Source organism: Klebsiella sp. 141251 (assembly GCF_050600725.1).
GTDB lineage: Bacteria > Pseudomonadota > Gammaproteobacteria > Enterobacterales > Enterobacteriaceae > Klebsiella > Klebsiella aerogenes.
Map to the genome: position 1 here is coordinate 474460 of NZ_JAQIRG010000002.1, position 13899 is coordinate 488358.

Below are 13899 nucleotides of genomic sequence, written 5' to 3' on the forward strand. Positions count from 1 at the left end.
CACTTCGTGGTTCCTTCGACTTATCCCGGCAGGCTTCGGGTCGGGCCGAGGCAGCGTCCTTGCAAATCACGGCCCTCAGCCCGCATCCATGCGGGCTGCCCCGGCATGCCGGGAACGTCTCAGCGATTTTGAGGCCACCAACATCGGCAGTTTCAGTCAGCATTGATGCGGTTGTAGCGGTGTAGCCCAGACGAGGCGCTCGCGCCGACTCCGGGTATGTATCGACCCTGGCTCCAGCCTTTACGCCGGATGGCGGCTACGCCTTATCCGGCCTACGGCGACCATGCGCTTTCCTCGTCCCGTTATAAACGTTACTTCCCGGCTTCCGGATGGGTATCGAACGCCGCCATTACCGCTGCCAGCGCGGCTTCGCTGAAGCCGTGTTTTGGGTCGTCTACACCTAATCCGAATCGGGTTTGCAGCGCTTCATACAGCGCCGACACGTCCGCAAGATCCACCTTCTCCACCACGTGGTTGTTCTCCCAGTGGGTAAAATGGAAATTGGTGAGCGTCATTTTACCGCCGTCAGGCAGATGACGGCACATCAGCAGATGGTGACGAAAGTGGGACTGCGGCCAGTGCGCCGACCAGAAGTTACCCATCACATAATCAGAAGCATACTGTCGACCCAGATCGAAATGGTACATCGACTGCCAGTGCTCATGATGATTAAACTGCAACGTCCACTCATCGCCTTCATGCACCAGGCGATAAATACCATGCGGCGTATGCTGCGGAATATCCGCCAGCAGCTTAATCGGCGCGGTCAGCGTCTGGCCGCCGAAACCGACGTCGGCGATCCAGCGTTCGCCCTCCACTTCCACCAGCAATAAGCGATGGGTACGCGGCGGCATCTGCGGCGGATTAGCCAACACCACGCGCCCCAGCAGGCTGCGAACCGAGAAACCAATCTCACTTAGCGCCCGTTGCAAAAGCCCGTTCTGCTCAAAGCAGTAACCGCCGCGGCGGGCGGTGATTAACTTCTCCTCGAGCGCCCGATCGTCAAGGTGGATTTCACGCGGCAGTAAAACGTCCAGATTCTCAAACGGGATCGCGCTATTGTGATGGCTATGCAACTCCCGCAGGGTGTCAATGGAAACATCGGGGGTTCCCGTCCAGGCCAGACGAGTAAAATACGCGCTTAAAAATGGGGTCATCAACGCCTCCAGCTTTTGGTGTCCGACATTTATAGCGTATTTTTTCCCCGCGACGGCGTATTTTGTGCGATCGCGCCAGATGATTTCTGATTTAGGTCGCGGTTGACGTATTGATTACCTTTGTATTGTGAATAAACTACTTACAGGCATTCGCCACTCACCAAGGAACGCTTATGAGCCGTTTTCGCCACGTCGAACTTCAGTACGCCAGTCGCCTGCTCAACCACGGCCCGACCATTATGATCACCAGTTATGACGCGCAGTCAGGGCGGCGCAACGTGATGTCCGCCGCCTGGTCGATGCCAGTTGAATTTGCCCCGCCTCGCGTGGCTATTGTGGTGGATAAAAGCACCTGGACGCGTGATCTCATTGAGCGTAACGGCGCCTTTGGTATCGTGGTGCCAGGCGTGGCCGCCGCCAGTTGGGTCTATGCGGTAGGCAGCGTAAGCGGGCGCGATGAAGATAAGTTCAATGCTTACGGTATCCCGACGGTGCAGGGGCCCGAACTGGGGTTACCGTTAATTGAAGAGAAATGCCTGGCGTGGATGGAATGCCGTCTGCTACCCGCCACCGCGGCACAAGAACAATACGATACGCTGTTTGGCGAAGTGGTTGCCGCCGCGGCCGATGAACGCGTTTTCGTCAGCGGCCGCTGGCAGTTTGACGATGATAAACTCAATACCATTCACCATCTCGGTACCGGTAATTTTGTCGCCAGCGGACGTCACGTGCAGGCCAATACGCCAGAAAACAAATAAGGTTTCCTACGACGCCTGGTGTTGGCGGCGGCGGTCATCGCTGGGAGTCAGGCCAAAGACCTTTTTATACAGCGTCGTGAAGTGATTGCTATTGGCGAAACCGCATAAAAAGGCGATTTCTGTGATCGTCATTTCCGTTTCCCGCAGTTTTACTCGTGCGGATACCAGGCGCAGGCGTTTGACATAATTATCGGGCGTTAATCCAGTCGCCTCTTTAATATGACGAAAAGCAGTGCGCGACGTCAGGTGAAATTGTTCAGCAAGTTGCGGCCAGTTATGTTCCTCAAAGCAATGTTCCTGTAACCAGGTGAGCAGCTTATGGAGTTTGTATTTAGTGGTGCTATATTCGACTTCACTTTCCGCTCGTTGAATAAGCGTAATTAGCTGAAAAAAGGTGGCCTCACGCAGGGCGTTATTCTTAGTTTGTTGGTATTCGGCACTACATATTTTTTCAATCAATAGCTTACACTGTTGCCGGGTCTCCTGCGATAACCAACCGTAGCGCGAGGAGTCGGTGGCCGCAAAGTTTTGCAATAACGGTGCAAGTTCGCGTAAATAGATAAAGTCAACCTGCGGATTAATTAATAGATTAATTAACTTCAGCGTCCCAAGCTCATCATAATAATGCGTATCGCCAGGAGAAACATAAAAAACATCCCCTTGTTGAATATACAAAGGCCGGCCATTAATAACGTGGAGGCCATGTCCTTGTTCAACTATCACTAACTCCGCGAATTCATGACCATGTTCGCGGTTATTATCCTCTGGATCGCTGGCGTAAATAGCCAGTTTAGCGAGTGGATTGCTGAAATAAGAATCAATAGTCAACGTCATCATCACTTAATATCCAATACGGCAAGGCAGCTGATAGCACGATAATGCATTTCCCAAACCACTATCGGTAAGATTTATCAAATTGTGATCGTCACCCGCCCCATCCCACTGCCATTGCCAACATGGCCATCGCGTTGGCATTGCCAGAGTGGTTGCCACTCACATCGTCATTTTATGCTGCGAGTCCCCTAACTTTGAGGACGCAGTATGTCACAAACCATGCAATACAACGCCCAAGTTGCGATGATCCGCCATCCGCAGTTTTTACGCACCGCGGAGTCGCTTAAACCCGCACTGCACAGCGAATACCGCGAACCGCAGGCCATTATTGACGCTCATGCCGATGCCAGCGCCCCCTTCGGCTGGCAGGCAGTGGAGCTTTGCACCCCACAGCAATTTTACCAGCGTGAATTCACCAGTGGCGACAGCGTCATCGTGGACTTCGGTAATCACTTTGTTGGCTATGTTGAGCTGGCATGTCTAAGCGTCGGCAGTCCTCCCGATGCCCCGGCGCACCTTCATTTTACCTTCGGCGAGACGCTGAGCGAGGTTTGTGAATCATTTGATGATTACCGGGGCTGGCTCAGCAGCAGCTGGTTGCAACAGCAGGATTTGTGGATTGATGAACTTCCTGGAGAAATCAGACTCCCGCGACGCTATTGCTTTCGTTATCTCAAAGTGGAGGTCAAGGCGGTTTCCAGAAAATTTAATCTGTGTTTCACCCGACTGCGCATCCATGCCGTCAGTTCGGCCCACAGTATCTGCCCCCCATCAACTACCCAAGACCCACGTTTACAGCTTATCGACCAGACAGCCGTACTGACGCTGAAGAATTGTATGCAAGACGTATTCGAAGATGGGCCCAAGCGCGACCGTCGTCTGTGGCTTGGCGATCTTCGCCTGCAGGCGCTGGTTAACGATGTCACGTTCGCGAATCACTCGCTGGTTCGCCGTTGTTTGTATCTTTTTGCTGGCCATACCCGGCAAGACGGTATGGTTTCCGCCAATATTTTCGTTCAGCCGCAAGTCATAGCCGACGACACCTTTTTGTTTGATTATTCGCTGTTTTTTGTTGATACGCTGTTCAACTATCTACGCAGTACCGGCGACGTAGCCACCGCGCAAGAGCTCTGGCCCACCGCCAGACGGCAAATCGAGTTGGCGCTTGAACGTTGCGATAAACAGCATTTGGTTCGCGATAGCGACGACTGGTGGATATTTATCGACTGGCAAGAGACGCTAAACAAGCAAACTTCGGCCCAGGGCGTCTTAATTTACTGCCTGCAGCGCGCCGTATTGCTCGCCGGACAATTTCAGCCCGAGTTAGTAGCGGGTTATCAGATGCATCTGCAGCAGCTAAAGTCGGCTGCGCTGTCCTGCTTGTGGGACGAAGCGCAAGGATTTTTCATTAGCGGCGCGCAACGTCAAGTCTCCTGGGCATCACAAATCTGGATGGTGCTAGCCGAAGTCGGCAATAGTGCGCAACGAGAAACGCTCATGCGTCATCTGCTTTCCTCCCCGCCGTCGGTGGCCATCAACACGCCCTATCTGCGTCACCATTTTGTTGCTGCTCTGCTGCAATGTGGGCTACGCGCGGAAGCTATTAACGAAATCAAAGCCTACTGGGGCGCGATGATAGATTACGGCGCGGATACGTTCTGGGAGGTTTTTGATCCTGACAACCCTGAGTTTTCACCTTACGGCAGCAAGCTGATTAACAGCTATTGTCACGCGTGGAGCTGTACCCCGGCCTGGTTTATCCGCCAATATAATCTTTAATAACAATTAAATACGAGCATATCATTATGGCAAACAATATATTCACTCTTTGGCGGCAACGCCTGGGCTACGGCATAGCAGATCTCTCCTGCAATTTGGTGTGGCAGCTTATCTCTCTGTACCTGATGTTCTTCTACACCGATGTAATGAACTTACCCGCCTGGTACGTCGGCGTGATGTTTCTGGTGACACGTCTGGTGGATGGCGTGGCCGATGTACTGATGGGACTGGTAATAGACAATACCGCAACCCGTTGGGGCCGCTGTCGTCCCTATTTGCTGATTGGCGCCGTACCGTTCGGCCTGCTATGTATCCTCGCGTTTTACGTCCCCGAATTCTCCACTACCGGAAAATTGATTTACGCCTTTATTACCTATCTGTGTCTGTCGTTTCTTTACACACTGGTCAATATTCCGTTTTGCGCGATGCTGCCGTTTCTGACAAACGATTCCCAGGAGCGCACTACGCTCTCGGCAGTACGAATCTTACTTGGCTCGTTGGGGGCGACCATTGTCGCCGTCACCACGCTGCCGCTTGTCAGCACCCTCGGTCAGGGCGATCAGGCTCGTGGGTTTTTCTATACCGCGGTGATGTTCGGCGTGATTGCCACTTTTTTTCTACTGGTCAGTTTCCGCAACGTCAAAGAAACAATCACCATCACTCAAGAAAAAATGACTCTGAAACGCGCCTGGTTCAGCCTACGCGCCAACCGTCCGTGGTGGGTTTTCGCGATTAACATTTTCCTGATGTGGGGCGCCTTTTTCTTCCAGACAGGCGCGTTGGTTTACTTCTTCCACTACTACGTCGGCAATAGCAGTCTGACGGCAATCGTCGCCGGTATTTCGACATTTGTGCCTCTGCTGGGGACATTGACCGTCCCACTGCTGGCCAGTCGGCTAAAAAAACGCCATGTCTACCTGATTGCCAGTGCTATCAATCTCATTGGAATGATCGTAATGATGGCGGCAGGGGTAAATAGTTGGGGTTTGGTTACTGGTGCGGTGATCCTTTCGCTCGGTGCCGGACAACGCACGGCTATTTACTTCTCGATGCAGGCGGATCCGGTGGATTATGGCGTCTGGAAAACCGGAGTGAATACCGCTGGGATCCTGACCTCAATCAATGGTTTTCTTGGCAAAGTGGCCATGGCTGGCGCTGGCGCGATTACGGGCGCCCAGCTCACTTCAGGCGGCTATATCGCCAACCAGGCGCAAAGTGAAACGGCGATGCTGGCGATAAAGTCCTGCTATCTCTACATTCCGGCGCTACTGATCTTTGCCTCGATGTTGTGGATGGGTCGTTTTTATCGGCTTGACGATCATTACGAGCAAATCCGCGCAGACCTCGATGCCGGGCGCTATGCCACGTCCGACATTCATTCAACAGACGGAGAACGTCAGGCGATTTAAGTTCGCCCCCTCTTTTATTACCTCTGAAACTGACAAGGATAAGTATGCGTCTCTCTTTGATTTGCGCAGCAGTTTGCTGCGCCCTTTTTTCGGCCTCCGACGCGTTGGCCGCGCCGCTCACTATCGAGCAGCGGCTGGCCCAACTTGAGGCCAGACTGAAACATGCGGAACACCAGGCAGCCGAAGCAAACCGCCGTGCGCAGCAGGCCGAACAGCGAACCTCCGTCGCAGAACAACGCGCCAGCAATGCCGAAAAACAGATACAAAGCCTAAGTAAGCGCACTGATGCCGGCGAACAAAAACAGCAGCAGATCAGTCGTCAATTGGCCAAATCCACCGACGATAACGGTTTTGAATTTAATGCCTACGCCCGTTCCGGAATGCTGGTGAACAGCCACGGTAAAGGCGCGCGCGGCGGACCCGGTATTTCACCGGCCAGTTCGCTTAACGGCGACGCCCACGTGGGTCGTCTTGGCAATGAGAAAGATAACTATGTTGAACTGAGCTTTGGCAAAAAAATGACCTTTAGCGACGGTTCATGGGCACATTTCAAAACAATGCTTGCCGATGGCGCCACCAACCCGGATCCGTGGGTGCAGGATAATAATAGCCACCACCTTAACGTACGCCAACTGTATGTCGAGATGGGTAGCTTCGCTGATTTTAGCGGTCCATTTAACCAGGCGTCGATTTGGGCCGGAAAACGCTTTGATCGGGATAACTTCGATATTCACTTTACCGATAGCGATATTATGTTCCTCGGCGGTACCGGCGGCGGAATCAATGATGTGCGTTGGAGTCAACAGCTTCGGGGCGATTATTCAGTCTACGCCCGCAACTTTGGCGATTTAGGTAGCGATAACTATGAAGATAACGATATTCAGAATCTGATGTTTACCGCCAATCATTTCTGGCGAAACTGGCAGTTAATGACCACGGTAATGACCGCGCAGGGTAATGACACGCTAAAAGACAACACCTCAACGACCGGCAGTTATGCGCTACGTAGCGACAACACCGCCAAAAATGGCTATTACGCGATGTTGGCTTATCACGACAAACAGCAGTTCTACGGCCTTGCGCCTGGCATCTCAGAAAGCGCCCTGCAGTACGGTGGCGGTTTAGGCGCAGAAGCTCGCCAGCCGGGCAGCGACGGCGATCTTACCGGGAATGCTAAATCCCTGCGTTTTGCTTCTTACGGTATTTTGCCGCTAGGGAAAAACTGGCAATTGGCGCCATCGGTCATCGCGCAACACAGCGAAAACCGTTATCGTGACGGCGACCGCTACGACTGGGCTACTTTTAACCTGCGTCTTTCCCAAGGGATCACCCGCAACTTTGCCCTGCTATATGAAGCCTCCTGGCAATATATGGATTTGAATCCTAATGGCCGAACCTATCGCTATAACGACAATGTTTATCAGTATCAGGCCGTCAGCGGCGATTTTTACAAGCTTACCTTCGCACCAACGTTTAAAGTCGGCGACATTTTCGATATTAAAGCTCGCCCGGAGATTCGCTTCTTCGCAACATGGATGAACTGGGACAAAGCTCTGGATCACTACGCCATTAACGATGATTTTGGCAGTTCTGGTTTTACCGCCGGCGGCAACTGGAATTTTGGCGTACAGACAGAAATCTGGTTTTAAATAGGGTACAAAATGACGGCAACCCTGCCGTCATTCCCGGATGACCATCTTTTACAATAAGTGATAAGACAGCGGGCTTATCATAAAGCGATGAAGATGACTGCCGCCTTTAAGGTTGAAGTTAGCTTTAATCTTGTCTAAATGCGCATAAATGGTTTTTACCCGCAGACCTAACACTCTGGCAACGACGTTCACCGACATGCCGGCTACGACATGATCGATAATCATCATCTCTCTTTCACTGAGCGGGGCTCCCCCCTTTGCCTTTATTAGACTAAAGTCCGGCTGACCGCCATGGTCATATAACTGCCGATGCTTAATGTCCAACAACAACTTTTGAATATTGGCTGTCGATTCGCGACTACTCACCCACAATATATTCCCCCGATAAATCAACCGTCCAGGGCGACTACTTCTGGACGTGCTTACTCCCAAAATAATGCCCTTAAACAATTGAGATAACGCATAGAGATGCTTGTAATCTTGATAGCCATGTAGCGGCAAAATAATAAGATCCGCTTGCTGTATAGAATGGTTAGTGTAAGCCAATTCAACGTAAGCGGGCTCATGACACTCAGAAGATATCTGTTGTAGACAATATTCTACACCCAGTCGAAACCAGATATCCTTGCTATTAATTATAACCTTCAATTTTATAACCCTGGCATAAGAACGACAGGCGCACCTTGAATATAGAAAATCCTACTCGACTGTTACCTTACGTCGGATATTCCACGTAACTGTATGATAGCGCCATCATTCTGGCAGAACGGTTTATCACTTTTCACAGAATAAACAGTTGTAACGTAGTGACTGTTGATATAATAACCCTGAGTCTTGACGCGTAATATAATTTCTTGCTCAATGCCGACATCCTTGAGGAGTCGACGTAAATTTTGCATCACTTGCCATAAACGTTGCGATGAAGGCCTTAAATCATTTTTCTCCCAGACATGCACCATCAACTCTTCATCACTAACAATTCTTTCAAGGCCATGTTCAAATAAATATTCAATTAGACAGGCCATCGTTTTTCGTAGACGGATGTTTTTTCTATTACCACTTACAGTAGCTATTTCCCGGTACTTCAAGAAGTAAAAAAAATCATCCTCTAATTGGTAACCAAGTAACGCACTACCTATTATCATTCATCTCTCCATGATAAAAATCATCATTTCAAAGGCAGGTTACATGGCAAATGAGCAATCGCCTAAACAATTTTGATATGCATAATAATCAAAACATAAAACTACATTTAAATACATACAAAGCGTAAATGACCTTATAACTTAATATTATCAGTTATTTATGTTGATTAGGATTATTCTTAAATGGCCATTTCCTTTACAAAAGGTAAATTAATGAAAGGTATGGAAATCAAAAAAAAGCCACTTTTATTGATCTAAATCAATAAAGCGGCATATCTTTCGCTCAGGTAAAATTGACCTTGGTCGATAGTAGTCTAATTGGCGCGATGAAAAGCGGCCCGTCCTTTACATTCGGTAGCCCGGTTTCTTAATCAAAGAATCCATTTGCGGCGCGATCTCATCATCCCACACCCGCTGCCAGTCGCTCTGCTGTACCTGATTAAGGGCAACGCTAACTGAACTGTCTTTGGTGCTGAGATGACGGATCAGAACCTCAGTGATTTCAGCAGCCAGCGCGCTTTTTTGCTCTTCGCTCAGTTCACGGGGAAAACATTTGATATCGACATGTGGCATAGCAGGCTCCTTATTATTGGGATTTTAAAACTATCACAGATTCCCTAACTCAAATCACGATTTGTGCCTTAGAGAAGATTATTGTCACGCAGTACCTGCTGCAGCTCCGCACGGCGATAAACCGCCTGAGCCACAGCGGCAAACTTTGGCGTATGCGCGGCAAACCACTCGCGCCGGGGCCCCCAGCTGTACATCGCGGCAATATAGCAATCCAACAGCGTGATATTCCCGCCTGATGCGTAAGGCCCGGCAGCCAGCTGCTGTTCCAGCCAGAGATAGAGTGATTTGCGGTATTGCTGACAGCTCTCACGCAGTTCGTCAGGCGCTGAGGCTGTCCAGCGTTCGGGATAGTCGGCATAGGTGAAGGTCGGATAAACGTTAGCCACCAGCCAGATCAGCAAACGTTGAAACTGCTGGCGCTGTGGCGTACCGGCTGGCGGCGCCAGATCCGGGCGCTCGTCGAGGATCATCAGCGCGATCGCCGCTGTTTCCGTCATCACGCTGCCATCCGCCAGTTGCAGGGTAGGCACCTGACACAGCGGGTTGATCGCCAGTAGTTTCTCTCGCTGCGCGCCTGGCTGGTCAAAGCCATCGACATTGATAAATTGATAAGGGATGTTGGCCAAGGTCAACATCATCTCGCTTATTGCCGAGCCCCACCCCGGCACACCATACAATTTCATGATCGTCAGTTCCCAGGCAGAAAACTTTTAGCGTAGCACTAATTCCGCGCGGCGCTGAATTCGCGCCAGGCGACGATGGCTACCAGTGCCACCGGAATAAGCACCGAGTAGAAACCCGTCAGGATGTAGCCCAGCGCCCCAAGCCCTGCTCCCAGCAGAAAACCGAGCACCGAAGCCCCCGATTTTTTGATTTTTTCTCTATTCTCGCGGTTGGGCGCCTGGCACCAGTTAACCACATCGATGGTTAACTGCGTGACGTTACCGGTCATCATCGTACTCGGGCTGGTGGTGGGTAATAATAATCGGGTGGTGGCGTTCCGCACCCCCATCGCCATCACGCCGGCCATACCGGTGATTAACGCGGTCGCGCTATCCGCGCCGACAAAGGGCTGCCACAGCAGCCCCAACAGGCCGAAAAGGAGTAACAGCAGAATCTCAACGACGAACAAGCTGCCAAGAAAGCCTGGCGTAATGGTTTTTCGACTTTTGATAACCAGCGTGACGATCGCCACCGCCAGCATAAAAACAGGAATGGCGAGCAGTTTCGATAAAATACCTTCGCTGTTGGTGGCCAGGGCTGCCCCGGCCACTACCAGGTTTCCCGTGACGTGGGCGGTAAACAGGCCAAACAAGGTGATGAAGCTGATAGTGTCGATAGCGCCGCCGGAAGCGGCGAGCAACGCGGGCTCACGATGGTGCTGCCAGCGTTGCTCCAGTAAGAGTTGGTTTTCGGCCACAGAGATTAATCCATTAATAAGACACACGATGTAGCCATGAGTATAGCAATCCCTGGCTATTAATAATCACAGCATCAATATGTTATCCCCGGCGGATTGACCTCCGATTGCCTGACTACCTCCCCCTGTTCCCCCCAGCGCGCGAGAACCTGCTGATACTCGCCACGCGCGATCGCGCCATTCAGCGCCGCCTGCAGCGCGTATACCAGCCCATTGCCTTTTTTAGTGGTGGTGGCCACCCATGCTTTTTTGGGACCGAGCCCGACAACTTTGGTTTTTCCGTTTAATGCAGCCTTATAAGAGGCCACCGACTGCGGGCCAAAAAAGACGTCCGCCCTTCCCGACTGAATATACAAATTGCCGGAGGCATCGTCGGTAAGATAAACCGGTAACGCCGGTTGCCGTCCCGCGGCTTCGTTTTCCGCATTCCATCCCAGCAGGATCCGCTCCTGGTTGGTACCAGAACCGACAATGACTTTACGTCCTGAGAGATCCTGCGCATTTGAGATCCGCGTAATGTCACTGGTTGATTTCACCGAAAAGGCCAGCGAGTCTACGCGGTAGGTGGCGAAATCGAACTTCTCTTTGCGCTTCTCGGTCACCGCGATGTTAATCAACGCCACATCGTAACGCCCTGACGCGATCCCCAAAGGCCAGTCCTCCCAGGCCGTTGGCACCAGGTTCAGTTTCAGACCAAGGCTACCCGCCAGTAAACGGGCGATGTCCGGGTCGCTGCCGATACGCGTGCGGTTGTCGCTGGCCAGCAGCGCCAGCGGCGGCGAATTTAATGCCGAAATCGCCACCGTCAGCACACCGGGCTTCACAAAACGATAGTCCGGAGGAATTTTGCTAATCGCGTTATCATCTCGCGTCACCGGCATTGGCTGTTCATTGGCGCGCAAATCGAGTTCGGCGCGCGCCTCGCCGATGCTCAGGAGCAGCATGAGGGCTGCAGCTAATTTCCTCATGCCAGCACCCGTGATAAAAATTGCCGGGTACGCTGGTGTTGCGGATGATTTAACACTTCATCGCTGCTGCCCTGTTCAACGATTTTGCCATCGACCATAAACACCACCTGGTCGGCAACCTCGCGGGCAAAGCCGATTTCGTGTGTTACCACCACGAGCGTCGTCCCGGAGCGGGCAAGTTTCTTGATAACATCAAGCACTTCGCCAACCAGTTCCGGATCCAGCGCGGAAGTGGGTTCATCAAACAAGATCACGCGCGGATTGAGCGCCAGCGCGCGGGCGATGGCGATGCGCTGCTGCTGGCCGCCGGAAAGATGCCGCGACCAGGCATCGGCTTTGTTGCGCAAACCGACAATGTCCAACAATTCATAAGCACGAGCGATGGCCTCCTTTCGACTGGCCCGTTTGTGGGCAATCGGCGCTTCAATTAAATTCTCCAGCACCGTCAGATGCGGAAACAAATTGAAGTTCTGAAATACGTATCCCACGTTGACCCGCTGGCGAAGGATCTCTTTTTCTTTCAGCTCGTACAGCTTGTCGCCTTTACGGCGATAGCCGATATAGTCGCCATCAATCTGGATAAACCCTTCATCGACCCGTTCAAGATGGTTAATTGTGCGCAGCAATGTCGATTTTCCCGAACCGGACGGCCCGAGGATCACCGTCACCGTTCCCGGCGCTATCTCCAGCGAAACATCATCCAGCGCTTTATGACGGCCAAAGTATTTACTGACCCCGGTTATCGAAATATGACCATTACGAGAGTTGAGCATGGACGGCCTCCTGCGGCTGACGAACCGGTTGGGTCAGGCGATTATTACGCACGCTGTTCACCGCCGAGCGGCGTTCGCTGCGCGCCAGCGCGCGTTCGACCAGGTACTGAATTGCGGAGAGCACGCTGGTAATCACCAGGTACCACGCGGCGCCCACCATCAGCAGCGGGATCACTTCCTGGGTGCGGTTATAAATCATCTGAATGGTGTAGAACAATTCCGGCATCGCCAGTACGTAAACCATCGCCGTCCCTTTTACCAGGCTGATGATTTCATTAAACCCTGCCGGCAGAATGGTGCGCAGCGCTTGCGGCAAGATGATCCGCAGCGTGCGTCGCCAGGCGGGGAGTCCCAGCGCGGCGGCGGCCTCATACTGCCCGTGATCCACGCCCAAAAAGCCTCCGCGGATAATTTCAGCGGTATAGGCGCTCTGCACCAGCGTCAGGCCAACTACTGCCGTGGAGAACTGCCCCAGTACGTTGATAGTCTGATAGCTCGCCCAGGTTACGCCGGTGAAAGGGATCCCCAGCGAAAAGCTGTCGTACAGATAAGAGAAGTTATACAGAATGATCAACACCACAATGAGCGGCAGCGAACGGAACAGCCAGATATACCCCCATGCCAGGCTGCTGAGCAGCCATGACGACGACAGGCGGGCCAGCGCCAGCAGGCCGCCGAAGATAACGCTTAAAAGGGTGCCAAGTAGCGTGAGCAGCAGCGTTTGCCCCAACCCCTCGAGGATCACCGGGTCGAAGAACCAGTGGGCGAATACCCCCCACTCCCAGCGCGGATTGAACGCGACCGACTGCACGACGACCGCCAGCACCAGCAGCGCCAATACCGCCCCGGCGACGCGCAGCGGGTAGCGCGCCGGAACCACTTTGATCGTTTCAGATGATTGCATAATGCCTCCTTAAGCGCTGTGGCTGAGGGCGCTAACCGCCAGCGCTTTACTGAACCGCAACCGGCCATCATAGGGCGGCCGGCTGTACTCTTCCGGGTCGCGAGCGAGGTCAAACTGCGCCTCATACCCCTGGCTTAAATAGAGCTTTACCGCTTCCGGCTGACGAAAACCGGTGGTGAGAAAAATATGGCTATAACCTGCCAGCACCGCCCGACGCTCCAGTTCTTGTACAACCCTGGCGGCCAGCCCCTGTTGACGCAGCCGACGATGCGTCCAGATCCGTTTAATTTCCGCGATGTGCGTGTCTTTCGGCTTGTAGGCGCCGGTGGCGATGATTTCGCCGTCACGCTCCAGCACAATAAACAGCCCCTGCGGCGGCAGATACCATTCGGTTAATTCCACTTCCGCATCACGAGAAAAATAGTCGCCGTAACGGGCGGCGTACTCGGCAAACAGGCCGCTAATAATCGGCTGTAATTCCGGCGCGTCCGGAGAAATATCACGAAATGCTTCGCTCATAGCGCCCC

General features: G+C 52.5%; 15 protein-coding genes. 4 read left to right on the forward strand and 11 right to left on the reverse strand.

Features of this window, described 5'->3' with window-relative positions; all coding sequences use genetic code 11:
* Positions 1 to 311: 311 nt before the first annotated feature.
* Positions 312 to 1157: an N-hydroxyarylamine O-acetyltransferase gene (gene nhoA / locus PGR09_RS06845; RefSeq protein WP_045394092.1), complete on the reverse strand. Its 846-nt coding sequence runs from the start codon at positions 1155 to 1157 to the stop codon at positions 312 to 314.
* A gap of 173 nt (positions 1158 to 1330) precedes the next feature.
* Here nhoA and PGR09_RS06850 point away from each other — a divergent pair, with 173 nt between their 5' ends.
* Positions 1331 to 1915, forward strand: a complete 585-nt coding sequence (locus PGR09_RS06850) for a flavin reductase family protein (protein WP_045394090.1) — start codon at positions 1331 to 1333, stop codon at positions 1913 to 1915.
* A gap of 6 nt (positions 1916 to 1921) precedes the next feature.
* On the opposite strand, the gene PGR09_RS06855 is transcribed toward PGR09_RS06850, so the two are convergent.
* Entirely contained in the window at positions 1922 to 2752 is an 831-nt protein-coding gene (locus PGR09_RS06855; protein WP_045394088.1) for a helix-turn-helix domain-containing protein, read from the reverse strand.
* 204 nt (positions 2753 to 2956) lie between these two features.
* Here PGR09_RS06855 and PGR09_RS06860 point away from each other — a divergent pair, with 204 nt between their 5' ends.
* Genes PGR09_RS06860 through PGR09_RS06870 form a run of 3 tightly spaced genes read left to right on the forward strand, consistent with a single transcriptional unit; the run spans position 2957 to position 7586 of the window.
* Complete coding sequence (locus PGR09_RS06860; RefSeq protein WP_430915964.1) at positions 2957 to 4528, forward strand: sugar hydrolase; 1572 nt, start codon at positions 2957 to 2959, stop codon at positions 4526 to 4528.
* Between the two features lie 26 nt (positions 4529 to 4554).
* Positions 4555 to 5937 (forward strand): MFS transporter, encoded by a 1383-nt coding sequence (locus PGR09_RS06865; protein WP_430915965.1) that lies wholly within the window; start codon positions 4555 to 4557, stop codon positions 5935 to 5937.
* Between the two features lie 44 nt (positions 5938 to 5981).
* On the forward strand, positions 5982 to 7586 hold the full coding sequence (locus tag PGR09_RS06870) for a carbohydrate porin (RefSeq protein WP_047067707.1): 1605 nt from the start codon (positions 5982 to 5984) through the stop codon (positions 7584 to 7586).
* A 51-nt stretch (positions 7587 to 7637) separates the two neighbouring features.
* Here PGR09_RS06870 and PGR09_RS06875 read toward each other — a convergent pair whose 3' ends face one another.
* The 9 genes from PGR09_RS06875 to PGR09_RS06915 form a co-directional block, all read right to left on the reverse strand.
* A complete protein-coding gene (locus PGR09_RS06875) occupies positions 7638 to 8237 on the reverse strand; it encodes a helix-turn-helix transcriptional regulator (RefSeq protein ID WP_045394080.1) in 600 nt (199 codons plus the stop codon).
* Positions 8238 to 8299: 62 nt separating this feature from the next.
* The gene (locus tag PGR09_RS06880) at positions 8300 to 8734 is read right to left on the reverse strand and encodes a winged helix-turn-helix domain-containing protein (protein WP_047048697.1); all 435 of its coding nucleotides are present in this window, start codon (positions 8732 to 8734) and stop codon (positions 8300 to 8302) included.
* Between the two features lie 345 nt (positions 8735 to 9079).
* Complete coding sequence (pptA, locus tag PGR09_RS06885; protein WP_047048700.1) at positions 9080 to 9307, reverse strand: tautomerase PptA; 228 nt, start codon at positions 9305 to 9307, stop codon at positions 9080 to 9082.
* A gap of 68 nt (positions 9308 to 9375) precedes the next feature.
* On the reverse strand, positions 9376 to 9993 hold the full coding sequence (locus PGR09_RS06890) for a glutathione S-transferase family protein (RefSeq protein ID WP_289577736.1): 618 nt from the start codon (positions 9991 to 9993) through the stop codon (positions 9376 to 9378).
* A gap of 35 nt (positions 9994 to 10028) precedes the next feature.
* Positions 10029 to 10727: a YoaK family protein gene (locus tag PGR09_RS06895; RefSeq protein ID WP_063416004.1), complete on the reverse strand. Its 699-nt coding sequence runs from the start codon at positions 10725 to 10727 to the stop codon at positions 10029 to 10031.
* A 74-nt stretch (positions 10728 to 10801) separates the two neighbouring features.
* On the reverse strand, positions 10802 to 11671 hold the full coding sequence (locus PGR09_RS06900; RefSeq protein ID WP_430916011.1) for a transporter substrate-binding domain-containing protein: 870 nt from the start codon (positions 11669 to 11671) through the stop codon (positions 10802 to 10804).
* Between the two features lie 20 nt (positions 11672 to 11691).
* Complete coding sequence (locus PGR09_RS06905; protein ID WP_045394065.1) at positions 11692 to 12468, reverse strand: amino acid ABC transporter ATP-binding protein; 777 nt, start codon at positions 12466 to 12468, stop codon at positions 11692 to 11694.
* Entirely contained in the window at positions 12452 to 13372 is a 921-nt protein-coding gene (locus PGR09_RS06910) for an amino acid ABC transporter permease (protein ID WP_430915967.1), read from the reverse strand. Before PGR09_RS06910 ends, PGR09_RS06905 begins: the two co-directional genes overlap by 17 nt.
* 9 nt (positions 13373 to 13381) lie before the next feature.
* Positions 13382 to 13891 carry a GNAT family N-acetyltransferase gene (locus tag PGR09_RS06915; protein WP_430915968.1) on the reverse strand — a complete coding sequence of 170 codons (510 nt, stop codon included), beginning with the start codon at positions 13889 to 13891 and terminating at the stop codon, positions 13382 to 13384.
* Positions 13892 to 13899 lie beyond the last annotated feature (8 nt).